At 41.6% G+C, this 20,680-nt stretch carries 13 protein-coding genes; 11 read left to right on the top strand and 2 right to left on the bottom strand.

What is annotated here, in order from left to right; all coding sequences use genetic code 11:
• The first annotated feature begins 408 nt into the window (after positions 1–408).
• The 5 genes from SY85_RS10810 to SY85_RS10790 all read left to right on the top strand — a co-directional run bounded on the left by SY85_RS10810 (position 409) and on the right by SY85_RS10790 (position 8,744).
• Complete coding sequence (locus SY85_RS10810) at positions 409–2,229, top strand: hypothetical protein (protein ID WP_066409605.1); 1,821 nt, start codon at positions 409–411, stop codon at positions 2,227–2,229.
• A gap of 194 nt (positions 2,230–2,423) precedes the next feature.
• Positions 2,424–2,864, top strand: coding sequence for a hypothetical protein (locus SY85_RS10805; protein ID WP_066404366.1), 441 nt, complete (start codon positions 2,424–2,426; stop codon positions 2,862–2,864).
• 314 nt (positions 2,865–3,178) lie between these two features.
• Complete coding sequence (locus SY85_RS10800; RefSeq protein WP_066404365.1) at positions 3,179–5,761, top strand: zinc-dependent metalloprotease; 2,583 nt, start codon at positions 3,179–3,181, stop codon at positions 5,759–5,761.
• Positions 5,762–6,184: 423 nt separating this feature from the next.
• On the top strand, positions 6,185–6,643 hold the full coding sequence (locus SY85_RS10795; protein ID WP_066404363.1) for a cold-shock protein: 459 nt from the start codon (positions 6,185–6,187) through the stop codon (positions 6,641–6,643).
• 538 nt (positions 6,644–7,181) lie between these two features.
• Positions 7,182–8,744, top strand: a complete 1,563-nt coding sequence (locus tag SY85_RS10790) for a sensor histidine kinase (RefSeq protein ID WP_066404362.1) — start codon at positions 7,182–7,184, stop codon at positions 8,742–8,744.
• An 88-nt stretch (positions 8,745–8,832) separates the two neighbouring features.
• Here the strand turns inward: SY85_RS10790 and SY85_RS10785 are convergent, their stop codons facing one another.
• A complete protein-coding gene (locus SY85_RS10785; RefSeq protein WP_066404361.1) occupies positions 8,833–9,567 on the bottom strand; it encodes a LytR/AlgR family response regulator transcription factor in 735 nt (244 codons plus the stop codon).
• A complete protein-coding gene (locus SY85_RS10780; protein ID WP_158512962.1) occupies positions 9,554–10,612 on the bottom strand; it encodes a sensor histidine kinase in 1,059 nt (352 codons plus the stop codon). The genes SY85_RS10785 and SY85_RS10780 overlap by 14 nt, the downstream gene beginning before the upstream one ends.
• Before the next feature lie 184 nt (positions 10,613–10,796).
• On the opposite strand from SY85_RS10780, the gene SY85_RS10775 reads away from it, so the two are divergent.
• The 6 genes from SY85_RS10775 (at position 10,797) to SY85_RS10745 (ending at position 20,560) form a co-directional block, all read left to right on the top strand.
• Entirely contained in the window at positions 10,797–12,653 is a 1,857-nt protein-coding gene (locus tag SY85_RS10775) for an alpha-amylase family glycosyl hydrolase (RefSeq protein WP_066404359.1), read from the top strand.
• A 268-nt stretch (positions 12,654–12,921) separates the two neighbouring features.
• Entirely contained in the window at positions 12,922–13,875 is a 954-nt protein-coding gene (locus tag SY85_RS10770) for an SdiA-regulated domain-containing protein (RefSeq protein WP_066404357.1), read from the top strand.
• A gap of 1,514 nt (positions 13,876–15,389) precedes the next feature.
• A complete protein-coding gene (locus tag SY85_RS10760) occupies positions 15,390–16,229 on the top strand; it encodes an SdiA-regulated domain-containing protein (protein WP_066404353.1) in 840 nt (279 codons plus the stop codon).
• Between the two features lie 280 nt (positions 16,230–16,509).
• Positions 16,510–18,006, top strand: a complete 1,497-nt coding sequence (locus SY85_RS10755; RefSeq protein WP_066404352.1) for a YfcC family protein — start codon at positions 16,510–16,512, stop codon at positions 18,004–18,006.
• 153 nt (positions 18,007–18,159) lie between these two features.
• Positions 18,160–18,732, top strand: coding sequence for a hypothetical protein (locus tag SY85_RS10750; RefSeq protein ID WP_066404350.1), 573 nt, complete (start codon positions 18,160–18,162; stop codon positions 18,730–18,732).
• A 178-nt stretch (positions 18,733–18,910) separates the two neighbouring features.
• The gene (locus SY85_RS10745) at positions 18,911–20,560 is read left to right on the top strand and encodes a serine hydrolase domain-containing protein (RefSeq protein ID WP_066404345.1); all 1,650 of its coding nucleotides are present in this window, start codon (positions 18,911–18,913) and stop codon (positions 20,558–20,560) included.
• Positions 20,561–20,680: the final 120 nt, after the last annotated feature.

Raw genomic sequence — 20,680 nt, 5'->3', positions numbered from 1 at the left:
AGCGCTTAGAGTTATGCTAAGGAGTATGATCTAAAGAAAAAGGGACACCGCTATTTTGAACATCTCCTCTGCCTGTTGCCCCGAAGGCCTCGCTAAATAAAGGTGGGCAAGTGCTACATCTGAAAGTAATGCACTATTCTCTTTGTTGCCTTTCTTCGCTTTTCAATAAGGTAGAAAGTATTTAGCTGCTTTTAATAGCTCTTTTTCTTGTGATGGTGGTTCCAAATTGAAAAGGCAGGATCTTATAAAGAAAAGTTGGAAGAATGGATATCATTATACTCAGTGATACGCTTTGATAAGAACTGCAACTATGACTAGTGTCATATTTTCAGGTATTATTCTTCCAATACTTTTGAACGCAAATAACGAGTGCTAAATTTTTAGTTGACCTTCTATATGCTATTATCTATGAAAAACGCATCCGGGCATACATTTCATATTCCTGTTATGGGGTTGGGCTTTACCATTGATTCTCCTATAAAAGTTGCCCGTTTCGGAATATCATCTGTAGTATCAATTATACAGGTCGATTTGATTGAACAGATGCGGGAGTTTTATTGTAAGCAGTCTGGTGAGGAATACACTCCTATTCCGATTGAGGACGTAGATCATAGGGCAAAGCGAGTAACAGCCTATCTCGATTTAATGCAGCGAATTGTAGATAAGCAAGTAGAAGACATGAAAAATGAACCTTTTGAGGAAGGAAACGATATCGTAAAATACTTTAAACTGCTTCCGGAAGATTCTCCTCTAAAGGGCCTCTATGTTGAAATGACCAAGATGCAGGGGGCGGAGAAAGATGTTGCTCAAATACAACTAAGAGGAAAGATTGTTACAGGCGCCATTAATGTAAACATTATGACCAAGGTGGATAACCTGAATTATGCAAAAGATGGCCAGCTTCTTCCTGTAGAGTATTCCGATGCTACATCTGCACTTCGTGGGTTTGCTAACAGTACACTTAATTCATCTGTTGTTTTTTCTGCTGGTTTAAATCCCCGCTTGTTCGCGTTCCTTGAAAACTTTCCAGATTTTTTTCCCGATGCGAACGGGATCATCAGAAAGAAAATAATTCTTAAAGTAAGTGACTATCGTTCGGCCATTATCCAGGGAAAATTTTTAGCGAAAAAGGGATTATGGGTTTCCGAATTTCGTATCGAGTCCGGTTTAAATTGTGGCGGCCATGCGTTTCCTACAGAGGGTTACCTACTTGGACCAATACTGGAAGAATTCAAAATTAAAAAACAAGAGTTGGCAAGAGAGCTAACTCAAATATGCAATCAGGCTTTAAGCCAGAAAAACCGTCTAAGGCTTTCAGAAAACTCCGAAATTCAGATCACAGTACAAGGGGGAATTGGAACTAGCCGCGAGGATAAATTTCTAAGAGAATATTACAATATAGACAGCACCGGGTGGGGTAGCCCATTTTTACTGGTGCCTGAAGCTACAAACGTGGATGAGGCAACCTTGCAACAGCTTGCCCATGCAAAACAGGCTGATTATTTTTTGAGCCATGCCTCACCACTTGGGGTTCCCTTTAACAACTTCAGAAAAAGTTCTTCTGAAGAACAACGGAAAGAACGGATCCAAAAAAACAGGCCGGGAAGCCCTTGTTACAAGAAACTCCTTGCTTTTAATACTGAGTTTACCGAACAACCTATTTGCACGGCATCAAGGGAATACCAACATAAAAAATTAAAAGCTGTACTGGCCGATCCTGATTTGTCTGAGGAGCAGAGGGCGGAGCGAAGCAATGAGATCACGGAAAAAGACTGTTTGTGCGAAGGCCTTGCTTCATCTGCACTCTTAACGAACAATATTCCCGACCCTCATAAGCTGGTAGCTGTTACTATATGTCCAGGCCCCAACCTGGCCTATTTTTCCAAAGTGTTCTCTTTAGAAGAAATGGTTGGGCACATTTACGGACGTACTACTATTTTAAATTCATTGTATCGGCCACACATGTTTATCAATGAATTTAAAATGTATGTTGATTACCTGAGAAAGGAGATCGATAAAAATGTAATCTCAATGAATGAAAAGCAGGCAAAATATTTTTCTTCTTTTAAGGGCAATCTGTTTAAAGGAATGGAATATTACAGAACTCTTCTGACAAAGATGGTAGAGGAGCCCGTTGAGTTTAAAAAGAAAATGAAAGAAGAATTAGATGCTTTAGAATCCGATTTGAATTTTGCTACAGTAGTTTTAAAGGCAGCTGTTCTTTCATGATAAATAACCGAAGACATTGAATAGAGTCTTTGTTGGTTACTATTCAATAATAACTATGCGGGAAATGCAGTTCCTTAATGGCCGTATCGGAAAGTGCCCTGATTATATATAGCTTCAACTCTTATCTTTAACTAAACAACAGAACATAGAATGCCACTTGTGGCAGCAAAATCTGTCCCATTGTGTGTTACTTTATGAAAGCTTCTGTATATATCCTTGGATTAATCCTATTCTTTACTTCTTGTAAACCCACTCCATCTGCGCCGGGTGCACAACTTAAAACTGGTGCAAAGCCTGCCTCTGAAGTGCAATTGGAACAGTTGGCTGCTTGCGAAACGGGACAGGGAAACTGTCTACCCATTGAAGTAAAAAGACAAAGCAAAGAGGCTAAAACAACTGTTCGTTTTCTGATAAGTACAAGAAATATGCAAATGCAGCTTTTTGATTCCTCTTACCCAAAACAAATGGAAGTTGTTCGCGATGAGCCAATAAAGCCAATCATCGATAATTATATTGAAGAAGATGGATATCCTATTATTGATTTGACTTCACTGCCTGATGGTAAGTATTATGTCCACATCATTGGTGAGGCTGTAGGAGGCATTTTTGAATTGAATCTTAAAACGAAAAACTAAACGGACACATCAGCATCTTTAAAATAGATCGGCCTATCGTTGCCGTTGACAGTCTGGTCAATGATACTTTTCTCAAAGGATTAGGTCTAAACCTTCGCTCTCGAGATCCTGTTAGGATCAGAGCCCTTCTTCCTTGTTTCGCTTCTAACACCATCTTGTCAAAGTAGGGATTTGGAAGATTATCAACTGTTTGAAACAGTTGGTTAATTAAGTGTATACAATTAGTGTTGACTTTCATATACTTAAAATGAATAACTTGTTACCCTTTTAGATAACGTCAACGTTTTATCACACTTAAAATTCAATGAGAATCGATGGGAAAAAGGATCTCGCTTATTATGGGGGCTGCAGCTGCTATGGTGGTTACTGGCTGCGCCACTCTAAACAATAAGCAAACTACTACACCAAGTACAACTGCCGTCAGACCCATGCCTCCGGCTGGCACCAATGGAACAGGAGGTACAAATGGAACTCCCGGAACAGGAACACCAGGGGCTGTCGCTCCAAAATCAGGTCCAAAATCATTTGCTTCTTTTTTCGACCGCTCTAAGTTGCGTACAGAGAAAGGACTGATTGTTGTGCATTTTCAAGATGACAAATACTATTTTGAAATTCCCAACGCCTTAATGAATAAGGACTTCTTAACGGTTACCCGTTACGTGCGTATGACACCAGGCGCTGGCGTTTATGGTGGTGAACAGGCCAATGAAAACGTTTTACGTTTTGAAAAGGGGCCAGAAAACAAAGTGTTCTTACGTACTGTATTAAACGTAGTGGCTTCTCCAGATAGCACAAAACCTATCTACCAGGCCGTGCGTAATTCTAACGTAGATCCTATCGTTGCGGCTTTTGATATTAAGGCCTTTAATAGAGATACTACAGGCGTAGTTATCGATGTTACGGATTTCTTTAAAGGCGATAACCAGGTGGTGTCACTTTCTGCCAATACAAAGCGCCAGTTTGGTTTGGCTAGTATTGCTTCGGACCGCTCTTATATCGAAACCATTCGCTCTTTTAACGATAATACTGAGATCCGCACTTCAAAAACCTTCACGTCAGTTCCCTCTTCTGGTGGCTTTGGACAACCTGCCGCCGGACCTGCCAGCTTACCGGCGGCAAGAACTGCGGGTGTGGTGACCATTGAAACAAATACCTCTTTTATACGTCTTCCAGATGTACCTATGAAGCGTCGTGCTTTTGATCCTCGTGTAGGGTTCTTTGCCGACCAGATCTCTGAGTTTGCGGATACAGCTCAAAGAGCGAGCACTGAAACTTTCATCGCTCGTTGGAGACTGGAACCTAAACCAGAAGATGTTGAAAAATACAAACGTGGTGAATTAGTAGAACCTAAAAAGCCAATCATTTATTACATTGATCCGGCTACTCCGGACAAATGGAAGCCTTATTTGATTGCTGGTATCAACGACTGGCAGGTAGCTTTTGAAAAAGCTGGTTTTAAAAATGCCATCATTGGTAAGGAATGGCCTAAAGACAGCACCATGAGCTTGGAGGCTGCTAACTATTCTGCTATCCGTTATTTGGCTAGTGATATTTCTAATGCTTATGGTCCAAACGTTCACGATCCAAGAAGTGGTGAGATCTTCGAAAGCCATATCGGATGGTATCATAACGTAATGAAGCTTCTGCAAAACTGGTACTTTATCCAGGCTGCAGCTGTGGACCCAGGTGCTCGTAAAATGGTATTCGATGACCAGTTAATGGGAGACCTGGTTCGTTTTGTTTCTTCTCACGAGGTAGGACATACGCTGGGCTTACGCCATAACATGGGTAGCAGCAGCTTTACTCCTGTTGAAAAGTTACGCGACAAAGAATGGGTTGAAAAGAATGGTCATACCGTTTCTATTATGGACTACGCCCGTTTTAACTATGTAGCACAACCTGGTGATAATATTAGCCGCAAAGGTCTGTATCCAAGAATCGGTGAGTATGATATGTGGGCTATTGAATGGGGTTACCGCTGGACAGATAAAAGCGAAGAAGAAGACAGAAAAGAAAGCAATAAGTTGATCATTGACCGCTTGAGCAAGAATCCAAAACTATGGTTTGGTGGTGAAGGCCGCGGTAATGACCCTCGTGCACAAACAGAAGACTTAAGTGATAACGCCATGAAAGCAAGCGACTATGGTGTTAAAAACTTAAAGTACGTTGTAAAGAATCTACCTGAGTGGACTAAAGAAGAAGGTGATCGATTTGAGAACCTAAGTGAAATGTATGGTGCCGTGCTAAGCCAGTTTAACCGTTATGCCAACCACGTTGCCAGAAATATTGGCGGTGTAGAGCAAACGTACAAGAGCATTGAGCAAGCCGGTGATGTGTATGCGCCAACACCAAAAGCAAAACAAAGAGAAGCAGTAAACTGGTTGCAAGGGCAAGTATTTACTACCCCTAGCTGGTTGCTGGATAAAAACATTCTGAATAAGATTGCAGAACCTGTAAATAACAATGTTAATACGCTTCAGACAAACGTATTAAGCAGTGTTTTATCTGCGTCAAGACTAGCCAGAATGATTGAAGCATCAGAGCGCTTTGGTAGTACTAACTACAGCGCATTGGAGTTGATTGCTGATCTGAAAGCTGGTATTTTCAGCGAATTACGTACAGGCAGTGCCACCGATATGTACCGCAGAAATCTGCAAAAGGCTTATGTAGAAAGAGTGATTGCTTTATTGCCAACAGACGCGGCAGCTACACCGAGTGCTTCACCTGTACCGGTTATCAATACAAAAAATACAGATGTTCCATCTATTGCAAGAGGGCACTTAACAGAATTGTTAGCCGAAGTGCGTTCTGCAATTAATAGAACAAACGACAAAGTGAGCAAATACCACCTGATGGATATTGCTCAACGTATTGATCAAACCTTGAATCCTAAATAATATTTGTTTAAGGTTAAAACAATCTCAAACGCCGGAATACTCGTATTCCGGCGTTTTTGTGTATGGACCTGGCCAAAGCTAGAGCCTGAAGCTCGCCTGAAAGTGAGGGTGGGCTTGGGTTTTGTAGAAATGGTAAACGGCTCTGCTGCATAAAAGCCATTGAAGAGCGGGAAAAATGGTACCTTTGTGGAACGCTCCATTAAACCGATGGTAGCAACACCAATAGGAGATCAACCTGCCGGTAATATTCCCTTCCGCAATTTTAAGGGCGGAGGTTACAGGAAAAGCAGATGGTAGATTATTGAAAAACCCTGTAATGCAGGGCTTTTTAACGCCTCATAGTTCAGCAATTAAAACATATTTTTAAACTACGGCATGTTTTTTCTATAGTAAAATATGTCATTCTTAACCTAAATCTTATATATGGCTAAATCAAAAGAAACCTTCAATAAAAAAGAGAAAGAAAAGAAACGCCTGAAACAACGCCAGGAAAAGAAAGAGAAAATGGAAGAGCGTAAGGCAAATGCCGGTAAAACCAAATCATTGGATGATATGATGGCTTATATAGATGAAAATGGAAACATTACTTCTACGCCACCAGATCCCAAAATGAGAAAAGTGTACAACCTGGAAGACATCCAAATTGGTGTTCCTAAATATGAGCCCCAGGAAGAAGATCTTCTTAGACAAGGAGTGCTGAGCTTCTTTAATACAGGGAAAGGCTTTGGATTTATAAATGATGCGCAAACCGGTGAACGCATTTTTGTACACATGAGTCAAATGTTGGAGCCGCTAAATGAAAATGATAAAGTGACTTATGAAGTGGAAAAAGGCGATAGAGGATGGAATGCAGTTAATGTAAAGAAACTGCCTAAAAAATAATTAGGATCAAAATAGGGAAGGTGTGCTATATACCTATAACCTGCCGTTGCCGTTGGTGGTCTAACCAACGGTTCTAGGTGTCAAGATTAACAGTTCTTTTTTACCTTTCCGCCTAAGCCTTGTTTCTGCCTATGTTGCTGAGGTTGTGGACTCTGTGCTGCAATGGCAGAGGCTTTTTCCCACATGCCTTGTGGGTAAGAAAACTTGAAAAAAGCAAAGAGAGTGGAATAGTATTAATGTTCAGCAATAGCCTGCTTTATTAAGTCAAAGAAACCACAAAACCCCACTATACTGCCTTATAGAGACGTTTATAAGTCTACCTTTGCTAACCCTGTATGACTTACGAACCTACTACTTTCCCAATAGCAGAGCTGTATCATGCTGCTCATTTTGAAGCCTTTTTTTGTAGCAGCGCCCAGATCAAGAATAATGTTCCTTTGTTATTCCAAGACATTGCCAGCCAAAAGATTCTTTTGAAAAGGTAGAGGTATCATACGTAATTTTATCTATAACCCTTATATCTCTTATTACTCTAACCATGCAAACGCGAAATCCAATAACGGAAGCTATTCTGTTATCTAAGTCCCAGGAAGATATTAGAAACCGTCTTGTAGATATATCACCCATTCCTACTTATTATATTGATAATGAGCTGTGTTATCAATATGCCAACAAGGCTTGTGAGGGCTGGCTTGAATTAGCACAGAAAGATATTATTGGGAAACCCTTTGCCGAGGTGATGGGAGCAGCTGCCATTGAAATCCTTAAAGATAAAATACAGTCAGCACTAGCCGGCAATGCGTTAGATTTTGAAGCAGAAGTTCCTTATAAAAAAGGAATACGTTATGTGCAGCTTAAATACATACCAGACATTGACAATGATGGAATAGTTGGGGGCTTAATGGTTTTAGTAAGCGACATAACAGAGAAAAGAGAAATGGAGGTTGAGCTACAGAAAAAAGCCAAAGAGCTCCAGGATTATTTTGATAATGCTACTGTAGGCCTGCATTGGGTAGACAGTAATGGTATTATTGTTTGGGCTAATAAAGCAGAGCTGCAATTGTTAGGCTATACGGAAGAAGAATATATTGGTCATCATATTGCTGAATTTCATGCAGACCGACCAATCATTGATGATATTCTTACACGTCTTTCCCGAAATGAAACACTAAACCAATATGAAGCGTTGCTGCGCTGTAAGGATGGTACAATCCGGAATGTAGTTATCAACTCAAATGTTCTTTGGGAAGATGGGAATTTTGTGCATACCCGCTGCTTTACTTTAGATGTTACTGAAAAAAGGAAAGCTGAGCAATTTCTTTCAAAGGCCAATGCAGAGCTGGAGCATAAGGTAAAGGAACGAACTCTTGAACTGAGCCGGAAAAATGAAGAATTGGAGCAATTTACTTATGCAGCTTCTCATGACCTGAAAGAACCTATCCGGAAGATCCATTTTTTTACGGAACGGTTAAGAGAGCGGCTTGCAGAAAAGCTACAGGATGAAGACCTGCGCTATTTTGATCGCCTGGAAACGGGAGCTAAGAGAATGGGCATCCTCATTGATGATCTGCTGATGTATTCCCATATTTCACGAGGCGTAAGTCATGAAGAGGTGGTAGATCTTAATAAAACATTGCCAATGGTATTGGAAGATCTGGAATTGAGTATTGAAGAAAAGGATGCCAAAATAATAATTGATGCTTTGCCTGTTATAAAAGGAAATAGGCTGCAGCTGCAACAGTTATTTGAAAACCTCATTGGCAATTCGCTGAAATACAGCAAGTCAGATAGCACGCCAGTAATTAAGCTTTCATCTACACGTATAAAAGGAAGCGATACGGCCTTACACCTGTCTGAAGAAGAAGAAAGTAAAGCGTATCATTTAATTGAAGTGCGTGATAATGGGATTGGTTTTGAGCAAGCCGATGCTGAACGCATATTCAATGTCTTTACCCGCCTGCATGGTATGGCTGAATACAAAGGAACCGGTGTTGGCCTCTCTATTGTAAGAAAGGTGGCAGAAAACCATAATGGATATGTGTGGGCAGAAAGTAAACCAGGTGAAGGAACAACGTTTAAAATTTTATTGCCAGCGGTCTAATTCATTATTGCCAATAAGTAAATTGTTTAAGTCAAAGCCTACAACAAGTAGGCTTTTTGTATTTAGATCCTCACCGGGTGCTGAAGAATTATAGAGAGTCCTTTTTCAATTGATGTATAGCATCCACCACCTCCTTGCGGTACAATCTTCCAATTGGTATCGTGTGCTGTTGAATAAGGATCTGACTGGCGGTAATAGCGGTTACCTGGTCTACTGAAACAATAAAGGAGCGGTGCACGCGCAGAAAATGACCAGCAGGTAATTTGTCTTCTATCTCAGAAATGGATTGATAGGTTTTGTGTACACCTTCCTTTGTTTGAATAATCAGGTAATTGCGTTGTGCTTCCAGGTAAAGTATTTCATCTAGATGGAGCTTCATCATCTTACGCTCGCAGCGAATAAATAGAAAGGAACGTTGTGCTGTCTGTCCTTCTCTTGCTACTATTGCCGGCTGTTTGTGGAAATGCTGAAAGTAGCGATTTACTGCTTTTTCAATCCGTTCAAAAGCTATCGGCTTTACCAGGTAGTCCACTGCATTCAACTCAAAGCCCTTTACCGCATATTGCTCATAGGCAGTGGTGAAGATAACACCTGTGGTAGCCGGCAACGACTGTGCCAGCTGCAATCCCGATATACCGGGAAGGTTGATATCGGCAAACAACAGATCAATGTTTCCTGTATGTAAGTAGTCCAATGCCTGTGCTGCACTTCCAGCCACTGCACGCAACGACAAGGAGGGAATGCGTTGAATATGCAGCAGCATGATATCCTGCGCTGGCTTTTCATCCTCCAATACCAGGCAATTGATCTTAGCAGGCAGCATGCAGGGGCAATTTTAATGACACAAAAAAGCTTTCTTTACCGGGTGTGAGCTTCAGTGAATAATTGCCGGGATACAACAACTCCAATCGCTTCTGTACATGAGCAATGCCAAATCCCTGTTGGTCCTCAGTATTGTCTGCTTTCTCTGTTTTTGACAGACTATTTTCTACCTGTATAGACAACTGTTCTTCATTCACAAAAACATAGATCGTTATCCAGCCTTCTTCCTCTTCATTATTCAAACAATATTTAAAAGCGTTTTCTATAAAGGGTAGAATTAGGAAGGGTTCAATCATTTTGCCTGCCGTATTACCCGTTACGGTAAAACAAACCTCCACCCGGCTGCCAAACCGCAACTCCTGCAAGGCTATATAGTGCCGCAGGTAATTGAGCTCTTGCTCCAGCTGAATGGTTTTGCCATTGGCTTCATATACGGTAAACCGGAGTAAGGACGAAATGCGCAATAGCATATCGGCGGCATCATCTGATTTAGTGAGAATCTTTGCATAAAGGCTGTTCAGCACATTGAACATAAAATGCGGATGAAACTGGCTTTGCAGGGCATGAAGTTCGGCCTGCAGTTTTTCAGATTGAATGGCCTGTGCCCGCTGCTCTTCTCTTGTCCAATATTGAAAGAGCCTGAAGCAAAACGGTATGGTAACAACGAACTGTAGCTTTACTAAGTTGTAGACCAGCGGGGAAGTGCTTAGTAAGGCTTGTTTGCTCCAATGGGTAAGAAAATAGGTTAGGATTATATAGTTGTCAACCAGCCGGAGAAGTATGGCAAAAACGACCAATAACATGGCATAGAAAAGAAAGAAAATGCCAAAGCGTTTGGCAAAGAACCAGCGGTTCATTAAAGGGCCTGTTACCAACCAAACAAATACAAGCTTTGGCGGCAGACTAAACACTTCATTGTAAAACGCTGTACTGATGTCATGTGCAGCAAAGCCTTGTATAAAACTAAAGAGTACCAGGTAGCCTATCCAGTATAGTACAAGCAGTTGGCGCTCTTCTTTTTTGGTTATGGTGGATATACTGATCATGGAATAATAAGCAGCTTGCTTTGTCTTCTTGCAGGTGAATGTACTACATACAAATGGTGAATAACCGGCGTGTATCCTTTTTGTCCTGCCAGGCTGCTGTTTGTACCGGAAAAGCGGTTGTTTGTATACAGTAATTGCAGGCCTGCTGCCGGCCATCTAATTTGCCTGTACAACCATAAGCTATATGAAGAAGTGTACATTCCTGCTGGTTCTTTTCCTTGCCGCTATGGCACCCGCTGTTCTGGGGCAGTCCATTGATATTTACCCTACCAATTGGTGGACAGGCATGAAGATGAACAAGCTGCAATTACTGTTGCGCAGCACCAGTCAGTCGTTTGAAGGCAAACAACTCACCACCCGCTACCCCGGTGTTTCTGTTCTTAAAACGCATCGTTTTGAGAACCCGCGTTACCTGGCGGTAGATGTTGTCATTGCACCCGGTACCAAGCCTGGTATGATACCTTTCCAGCTTACCGGGCAGGGCGCGCCGGAAACGCTTCAATGGCCGCTACAGGAACAACGCAAAGGCAAAGGCACCAGCTATGCGCAGGGTGTTACATCGGCCGATTTTGTTAACCTGATGCTGACCGATCGTTTTAGCAACGGGAATCCCTCTAACGACCGTGTGGCGAGCATGCGGGATCAGTCGCTGAACCGCGACTCTATGTATCTCCGACATGGGGGCGACTTTCAGGGCATTATCAACCATATCGATTATTTTAAAAGTATGGGTGTAACAGCGCTTTGGTTGTTGCCTGTTATGGAAAACGACCGGCCAGAGCGTACAGAACATGGCTATGCTATTACTAATCATTATAAGATTGATCCCCGCTTTGGTAGTGCTACTAAGTACAAAGAACTGAGCGATGTGCTGCATAAGAATGGTATGAAGCTAATCATGGATGCGGTATACAACCATATAGGCCTGGAGCATTTTTTGGAGCAAGACCCACCTGCCAAAGATTGGATGCACCGTTGGCCCACCTATACCCAAACTACCTATAAGGAACAAACGCTTTTTGATCCGTATGCCGCTCCATCCGATCGTAAGAGAATGAGTGATGGCTGGTTTGATAATATCATGCCGGACATTAACCAGCAAAACCCTTACATGGCCAACTATATTATTCAAAACCTGGTATGGTATATACAGGAGTTTGGCATTGACGGCGTTCGCATTGACACCTACACTTATAGCGACCTGGAGTTCTCTAACCGCTGCAACAAAGCCATTATGGATGAATACCCAAACATTACCTTGTTTGGAGAAACAAGGGTATTCGGTACGCCCAACCAGGCGTATTTCAATACCAATGTGTTCAACCTTCCCTTCAAAAGCAACCTGCCCGGCTCTGTAGATTTCCAGTGTCTGTACTTTGGTATCATACCCGCCTTAACGCAGCCCTTTGGTTGGACAGAAGGCGTGAATAAATTGTATAATACCCTTAGTAATGATTGGTTAAACCAGGATGCTACCCGCAATGTGCTGCTGCTGGACAACCACGATGAGCCCCGCTTTTTTTCCGTAGTAGGAGAGGATGTAGAGAAACAGAAAATGGGATTTCAGTGGTTGCTCACTTGTAGGGGTGTACCACAGATGTATTACGGATCGGAAGTGCTGCTAAAGGGATTTACCAATCCAGATGGTAAGGTGCGCAGTGACTTTCCCGGCGGCTGGCCCAGCGATCAAAAGAATGCCTTTACAGGCCAGGGACTCACTGCCGATGAACGATCTGTACAGCAGCTGGTGCAGCAACTGGGCACCTTTCGCAAAACTTCCTCGGCACTACAAACGGGTAAGTATATGCATTATGTGCCAGACAATGGCTTGTATGTTTATTTCCGTTACAACGAAAAACAAACCATTATGTGTGTCATGAATACGGACACAAAAGAGCGCACAATTGATTTTAACCGGTATGCTGAGCGCACCGCTGGTTTTTCAAAGGCCGAAAATGTATTAAGTAAAGATGCCTTGGTTACTACTCAAAAAGCAACCATCGCACCGATGCGCATGTGGGTGTTGGAATTGAAGAAATAGTTTGATCTAGGTCCTGTCAACAAAACGAAAGTTTGTTTACAGGCTGCAATACAGTGTTAACTTATTGGATTGCGATAGAAGAGGGCCAGTATGGATTATGAAAAATGACCCTTTATCTGCAGGATACTGTTAACATGACCCTTTTGCTGAAAGTCTATAGCAAAGCTGAAGTAGATTTCAATTGGTAGTCGGCAACGGTTCTTACAGGCATGTATATTGCTAAGGTCTTAGGACGAAACCTATAGTTTATTTTTTTAAAACGAGAACTATGCGTCCAGAATCAAAGCAGGCAATGCTTCCCAAAGCAGATCGGATCGCTTTTACCGTAATTGGAATAGTGGCTTTGCTGGCCTTTGCCACTGTGCCATTTAAGGATGAGATAAGATCCATGGTAGCTAGAAAAACAGCGGCACCCCAGGTGCAAAGTGCAGCTGAAAGTAATACTGCAGATCAAAACCAAAGGACAAAAGCAAACCCTACTTTAGCTGTTGCGCAGAAGTGGAATATGCCTGCCAAGTTGAAAGAGATTTCCGGTATTGCCTACGTTGATGCAGCCCGCTTTGCCTGCGTGGAGGATGAAGAGGGAAAGATCTATATCTATAATACACAAAGCCAAAGCATAGAAAAAGAAATACCATTTGCCGCAGTAGGCGATTATGAAGGAATTGCCATTGCCGGTAATACAGCTTATGTACTTCGTGCTGATGGGCGATTATATGAAGTGGCAAACTATAACAATAAGCCAACTGTGGTAGAACATCAAACCCACCTAACAGCCAAACAGGATGTAGAAGGCTTATGCTATGATCAAAAGAACAACCGGTTATTATTAGCTATTAAAGGAAATGAGCCAAACACCTCGGAATATAAAGGTATTTATGCCTTTGATCTCGCCAATAAAAAATTAAATGAAACACCTGTTTTGAAGATTGATCTCACCCATGAGATATGGAAAGATATTAAAAGCAAGCAAAAGATAGAACCCTCCGATTTAGACATTCATCCCCTGACGGGTGATATTTACATTACTGATGGAGCAAAGCCTAAACTGTTGATTATGGATGCGGAAGGAAAGAAGAAAAACCTACTCTCACTAGATGAAACCCAGTTTCCTCAGCCTGAAGGAGTAGCGTTTACTCCTGAAGGGGAGTTGATGATTTCAAGCGAGGGAAAAACCGGTACGGGTAGCATTGTCAAAGTAAACATAAACGGAGTTCAGTAAGTAGGTTTAATAGGTTTGCCTTTTTTGTTATTGTTGTTATACGCAAAGCGTTGATCGATATCTTTTAGGTTACAAGCACTGTGTCTAAAGCAATAGATGGTGTGTAGACTGGGACAGGATAATTAACTGGTAGAACCTAAATAGCTAACGCTCCCGTGTATATGCTATTCGCTGCTCCTTTATCATTCTCAGAAATAAAACCCAGCTAGGTATGTACGGTGTGGCTCAAGAACCCGCCTACCTCTCCAATAGGCGTAAGTATGCAGGGATCGCTCATATGCGGATGGGTACTTGCGTCAGTATAAGTAATGGCTGTACTCTGCTTCGTCTCATTTTCGCCTCAGCATAGGGACTGCTTCGAGGCTTGTTCGAGGTTTCTTCGAGACTTCTTCGGGCAGCTTCGAAGAAGTCTCGAACAATTCCCGAAGGAGCCCCGAAGAAAAGGCGGCGATGGGACATGGTTTAGGGTAGAAAAATAGGTCGTCCAATTGCAACAGGGGGCATTGTGAGGGAGTAGAACAAATCCCCCTTCTAGCGGAAGTATGCCGGACTGGCTTATGTGCAATTGGGTACTTGTGTCTTAGTATCATAGCATACCAAGGCCAGTATTAGTGAATATATTTGAGCGTTAACCGGAACGTTATTTAACCTTGCTAATAATATAAGTACCCTTATGAAAAAGTTGCAATCAAAGCTTAGAGCGTTAGGTCTTTACCTGCTAATTGGTGGGGCATTAGGAATCCTTATAACGTTGTGGATGATTGTACGCCGTTGTTGGTGCAGCCGCAGCACAAGGCCAAGAGGAACACTAACAACGGCGTAAAAACTTTGATTTCCAACTGGCAAGCTTATCATCCTGAGAAGCCCCAGATAAGTTTAAATTCTCTAGGTGAATATGATTTTTCGGAAAACGGGGTTTTTATTACAAATGGTGATATGCAGCAAATAATAAAACGAATTCACCAGGTTATTGAAGAGGATAAAAGCTGATTAAATCATTCCCCTAAAGCCTAATCAAATTATAGTTCGCTGGTCTCAGCCTCCTCGCTGGGGCCTTTTATTTGAATGGCAGCGTCTTCGCTGTCTTCTCTATTTAAAGGCTCTATTAGCCGCAAATAGAGAAGGTTATTGTCACTGAGTATACTTCTACTGTGCAATAGGGTGCATAGCGTCTTATTACTGGTCTTCCATAGGCTTCACCTCTACATTTCACAGCTCAGTTCATAAGCTGGGATCATAACTGTATCTCATCCTTCACATAAGGCAAGAGTCTAAAGTAAAAGCTAATTGTATTGTTATAAAAATTGAAACATAGGGTTAAATGTGGGCAGGCGGAGAGGATAAAAAAATTAGGTGCGTTAATTTTGTATTGGATAATGGCAACTGCATAGCTGAGATCAATTCTACCAATGATCGTTCAGCATAGAATTAAGAGAACTATTTAGCATAACTATTTGATGAGGTAGCACAAGCCTCCTACTACTCCGATTTTGTAATTGTAAACCTAAGAAGTTATGAAAAAAGTATTCATCATACCAGTACTATTCATAGGGATGCTTTTGGGAAACAATGTAGCACAAGCCTCTCCTGCACCTGGCATTAGTAATGTTGGTCATACAATAAATGGCTTAAGTAAATGGGAGCTGCCCGCCATATTAAAAGAAGTTTCTGGAATTAAATATTTAGGCAATAACCGGTTTGCCTGTATACAGGATAGGTTGGGTTCTATTTTTATTTATAATACCACAGACAATAAAATAGAAAAGGAGATACCTTTTGCTAAAGCTGGTAATTATGAAGGTATTGCTATTGCTGGAACGTCGGCCTATGTGGTGCAAAGCGATGGTACCCTCTATGAGGTGCAGGATTATGAAGGTGCTACGCCTGTAGTGAAGCAATACGACATACCACTAACGGCGAAGAACAATGTGGAAGGCCTTACCTATGATAAAAAGAACGACCGCCTGCTGCTGGTTACAAAAGGGAATTTGCCCCGTAATCGTCAGTGCAAAGGTGTTTATGCATTTGATTTGAAGTCCAGAAAGCTGGTTGCTAAACCTGTTGTAAAGATCAACCTGGCTGATCCCATATTTTGTAGCCTAAAAGGCAAGGATAATGCTTTTCTGCCTTCTGCAATAGAGATACATCCTATAACTAACGATATCTATATACTGCAAGGCTCTGATCCAAAGTTGTTAGTGATGGATGAAAAAGGGCAAATGAAAAAGATGTACACGTATAGCCGCTCAAATTTACCGCATGCGGAAGGTTTGGCTTTTTCGCCGGAGGGTGAGTTGTTTATTTCCAATGCAGGAACAACTGGTGCGGCTACCATACAAAAAGTGGGTCTTTAATAATCTGTTCTATAATAAGGCTGTTCTTATGCAAAGAAGAACAGCCTCCTTTCGTTACCGTTGGTCGCTGGCCAACGGTTCTTTATTTAATGAGTATATATTCAGGAGTATCATCAGATTCTTCTACTTTGGCATGTAAGAACAAAGACTCTTTTTTGTTGTTAGCACACCAGCTAGGCATGTGAACCGTTGGCCGGCGACTAACGGCAACAGCGCGACCCAAGAAAATAGAGTTGCAAAACAAAATATTTCAAAGCAACTTCATTATCAAAATCGACAGATGGCATTAAAAAGGTCATTCCCTGCGCCCATTACCATATTAATGGTGGTGATTGTTTTTGCAGCCTTATGCACCTGGCTGTTACCCGCAGGGCAGTATAGTAAACTTTCTGTTCAGGGAAAGAACTTTGCCGTGGTTACAGATACCAGTGAAATACAGCTGCCTCTTACACAACGCACATTAGATAGTCTTGGTATTAAAATACAAGTGCAGAAATTTATACATGGCGATATCCGTAAGCCTGTATCTATACCCGGAACCTTTGCTAAACAGGAAAGGACTGGTCAAGGTTTCATCAGCATATTGCAGGCACCCATAAAAGGAATTGTTGACAGTATCGACATCATTTTATTTATCCTGATCATTGGTGCGTTTATGTATGTATTCAATGAGACGGGTGCTATGGTTCAAGGCGTCAGTTGGCTGGCCTATACCATGAAGGGCAGAGAGCATTGGTTGATAGCCATTCTCACCATCATCTTTTCTTTTTTAGCAGCCTCTTATGGTATGGCGGAAGAAGCCTTTGTATTTTATCCCATACTGGTTCCCTTGTTCCTGGCTGCCGGTTATGATCTTCTTGTTCCCTTAGCTATTATTTTCGGCGGTACGGCATTGGGTTGTCTGCCTGCTTTCTCTAATCCTTTCTCTACCATCATTGCCTCTAATGCGGCAGGCATCAATTGGATGGACGGGCTCACCGGGCGCTTGGTCCTGTGGGTGTTGGTTACCGCATTGCTGGTATGGTATATTTTACGCTATGCCGCCAAAATAAAAAAGGATCCTAAAGCATCACTCGTTTATAAAATAGATGGAGATGTAAAGCCATCCTATGAAGTGTATGAGGTTACGGCAACCGCACCAAAGCTGGAGTGGAAAACAAAAGGCCTACTGTTTATCTACATCGCCACTTTTTTGACCATGATATATGGTGTTGTGTTTTTGGATTGGTGGACAACAGAAATGAGTTCGCTTTTCCTGGCTTCTTCTATCCTGGTGGCGGTCATTACAAAAATGAAAGAAAAGATCTTTGTACGTGAGTTTATTAAAGGAGCGGAGAGCTTATTGTCTGTAGCATTCATTGTAGGTGTGGCCAGAGGCGTGACGATTGTTTTAAATGATGGCCACATTAGCGACTCTATTTTGTTCTTTGCTGCCAACCTGGTGCAGGGTATGCAACCGGCGTTCTTTATCCTGCTGCTGCTTGTGTTTTATATTGTGTTTTCCATTTTCATACAGTCTAGTTCCGGTATGGCCGTATTAACCATGCCCATTATTGGGGGATTGGCAGTATTGGTAAACATACCGGGCAGAGAGATCGTGAATGCTTATATGTATGGCATGTGCCTGATGTCTTTCCTGGCACCTACAGGGTTGATCCTTCCTTCATTGGCTATGGTAAACATTAGCCTGAAAACTTGGGTGAAGTTTATTATGCCCTTTCTGGTGGTGCTTACCATCATCTGTATGATAGCCTTGATTATTGGAATTTATTTATAACGTAGACGAAGTAAAGCAATAGCTTATTTGATCAGGTGGCGCCCTAAATCTGTCGCAAGTATTGTGGGCTTGGCTGGGTACTTGGACTATTGTGAGTAATACAGTATTTTCAATTGATGGTTCTTATCAAAGTACTAATTCGTTAAACGCAAAATGAAAAGCCTTGCATTTTACATTTTGCTCTTATTTATAGTAAGCTGCAAAAATACCTCTAAGCAAACATTGCATGAATTTGCATCTGCTGCATTTTTCAAAGCTGATTTAGATAAGTCCTTTGAAAAACTAGTGAATTATTTTCAATCGCAACCGATTTTGAAATACAATGAGCCTGAAGGTGACAATATTCTATATCCACCATTGTCAGGTTTAGGCGATACAAGTGATGGTTATAGGTTTTCAATTGCAACTCACCCATATATGTCAGCTTTAAATGGAAGAGGACAACTTGTTGTGAATAGATTAGGACCAATACTAGCAGAACCTGAACTAGTGTATTATTTCAAATCGCACGAAAACGCTTTGAACTTTATTAAGCGTATTACAAATGCTATTCAGGAACAACCAATAATTGATAGTAGTTCTCAAAAAGGTAAGTCACGGGAAATCCAGTACCAGCTTGACAATGGTGCAAATATTCAGATGAGTCTGAGTGCAGGATTAAATCCTGGATATATCTTGAGTATAAAGTACAAGCCCTCTACTAGTAAGCTAGTCAACAAGGGCTAGGCTACAAACTAGCGCTAGTCTGGTGTATCTTCTTAAAATATAAATTATTTTAGAAAATGTATAAGCATTTCTGCTAGCAAGAAAACTAGGTTTGCATTGAATAAATAGTGTAGGTTGTCCCACCCTGTGAAATGATGTTTAGTCCTATCATTTCATTCACGCTTTAAATAGTACCAACGTGCAACCAAACTCTGCTTTAACCATTCTAAAGACGTTTAAATTCCATTTACTGATTGCCCTCTCGTTTGCCGGATTCACTGCGTCTACTTTAAAAGCACAAACCATTCACTCAATTCAAGACTCCATAGACTTTTTGCTTTCTTCCTGGAGTAATAAACAAGCACCCGGTATTTCTGTTGCGGTAATTAAGGATGGTCAGGCGCACTATAGTAGGAGTTATGGAATGGCTAATATTAAAAAGGGAATAAGTATTGATTCAGCAACAACCTTCTGGATCGCTTCTGTTAGCAAACAGTTTACAGCAGCCGCCATCTATCAACTGGCGGTACAGAAGAAACTGGTTTTGGATAATTCAATACGAGTGTATTTCCCTAAACTCCCTCCTGTATTTCAAAAGATAACAGTCAATCAGTTGATCCATCATACAAGTGGTATGCGGGATGGTTTTGTGTTAACAGCATTATCTAAAAAGCCACCTGCAACATATACCAATGAAAATGTGATGCATTACTTACAGGCGTCAGCGGCATTGAACTTTACGCCGGGTACAGAATACGAGTATAATAATTCATGCTATGTGCTGTTAGCGCAACTGATTGAAAAGCTAACTGGAAAAACCTATCCGGATTATATGAAAGCGGAGGTGTTTCAACCGCTGGGGATGAACCGCACTTATGTGTCACCCACTTTCCCCAATGATGAAAAGCAGGCAGAGGGTTACCGGGAAAGCGGTCCCAATACTTACCGGGAAGATCATTTTCAAGGCAAGACCTATGGTTCCTCCAGCATCATTACAACACTGAATGATTTGATACGTTGGTCGCAATTTTTACAGAACCCTCAAACAGTACCACAGTTGAGTCCTGTTGCTAAACTCTTAATGCAGCCCGGTATGCTTAGTAATAGGCAGTTGATTGCTTATGCAGGCGGACTTGAAAAACTAATGTATCGTGGCCGTACGCTTTACGAGCATTTTGGGGCTGATGAAGGTTTCAAGGCAGATATCTTGTACTTCCCAGAAACTAAGGTTTCGGTAATCGGACTTACCAATAATAGCAGTTATTACGGACTGCTTACTCTACTGCTCCAGGTAAGTGATGTAGTGCATGATGGCAAAAGAGCTGCATTACCTTCAGTAGATCAATCGGGCGAAAAGATTCAGGAGCAATTTTATTATAACGAGGAAAAGCCGCAACTGGCAAAGGTTCAACGTTTCCCCGGATACGTTACCATTAGTAGTGCTCCATCTGGATATGCAGCACCCTTTCAAGTAATAGGTGATACACTACGTAATCTAGATCCTATACCGGCTCAGTATTTACAAAAGAAGCAAAGCATAGAAGTTTTAGATCCTTATTACCATAATACAACGCGGCTTCATGAGATACAGCCGGTGGTAAAGAAAGAGGATTGGAAAACGTTTGCAGGAGAATACTTATCTAAAGAACTTCAAACCTCTTATAAGATCATGGCTACTGATAGCGCCTTACAGTTTGAATTCTTACCTGGATTGACATTTGATCTGTTTCGCATAACCGATACTGATTTTGTTTTTGAGTATCTGGGCGCTAATTATTTACAGTTCTCAAAAGATGGTTTTGCTTTTACTAGGGAAGGATGTAGGAAGTTGGAGTTTAGGCGGCAATAGATTCGCCCATTTGGCAAAAATGGTATTTTGTATAAACAGGGGTTCTCTACGCTCCACGTCTTGATAGAGGATATGCTGCTAAGTTCCTAAACCGCCTCACTATACACCGATTGGGATACC

Origin of the sequence: Flavisolibacter tropicus (genome assembly GCF_001644645.1) — a bacterium.
GTDB classification, from domain to species: domain Bacteria; phylum Bacteroidota; class Bacteroidia; order Chitinophagales; family Chitinophagaceae; genus Flavisolibacter; species Flavisolibacter tropicus.
This window is presented reverse-complemented; position numbering and strand designations above follow the sequence as displayed.

Coding starts and splice junctions, on each gene's coding strand:
- SY85_RS10795 (WP_066404363.1), top strand. CDS start 6,185: ATGGCTAAATCAAAAGAAACCTTCAATAAAAAAGAGAAAGAAAAGAAA.
- SY85_RS10800 (WP_066404365.1), top strand. CDS start 3,179: ATGGGAAAAAGGATCTCGCTTATTATGGGGGCTGCAGCTGCTATGGTG.
- SY85_RS10775 (WP_066404359.1), top strand. CDS start 10,797: ATGAAGAAGTGTACATTCCTGCTGGTTCTTTTCCTTGCCGCTATGGCA.
- SY85_RS10805 (WP_066404366.1), top strand. CDS start 2,424: ATGAAAGCTTCTGTATATATCCTTGGATTAATCCTATTCTTTACTTCT.
- SY85_RS10770 (WP_066404357.1), top strand. CDS start 12,922: ATGCGTCCAGAATCAAAGCAGGCAATGCTTCCCAAAGCAGATCGGATC.
- SY85_RS10755 (WP_066404352.1), top strand. CDS start 16,510: ATGGCATTAAAAAGGTCATTCCCTGCGCCCATTACCATATTAATGGTG.
- SY85_RS10760 (WP_066404353.1), top strand. CDS start 15,390: ATGAAAAAAGTATTCATCATACCAGTACTATTCATAGGGATGCTTTTG.
- SY85_RS10780 (WP_158512962.1), bottom strand. CDS start 10,612: ATGATCAGTATATCCACCATAACCAAAAAAGAAGAGCGCCAACTGCTT.
- SY85_RS10750 (WP_066404350.1), top strand. CDS start 18,160: ATGAAAAGCCTTGCATTTTACATTTTGCTCTTATTTATAGTAAGCTGC.
- SY85_RS10810 (WP_066409605.1), top strand. CDS start 409: ATGAAAAACGCATCCGGGCATACATTTCATATTCCTGTTATGGGGTTG.
- SY85_RS10790 (WP_066404362.1), top strand. CDS start 7,182: ATGCAAACGCGAAATCCAATAACGGAAGCTATTCTGTTATCTAAGTCC.
- SY85_RS10785 (WP_066404361.1), bottom strand. CDS start 9,567: ATGCTGCCTGCTAAGATCAATTGCCTGGTATTGGAGGATGAAAAGCCA.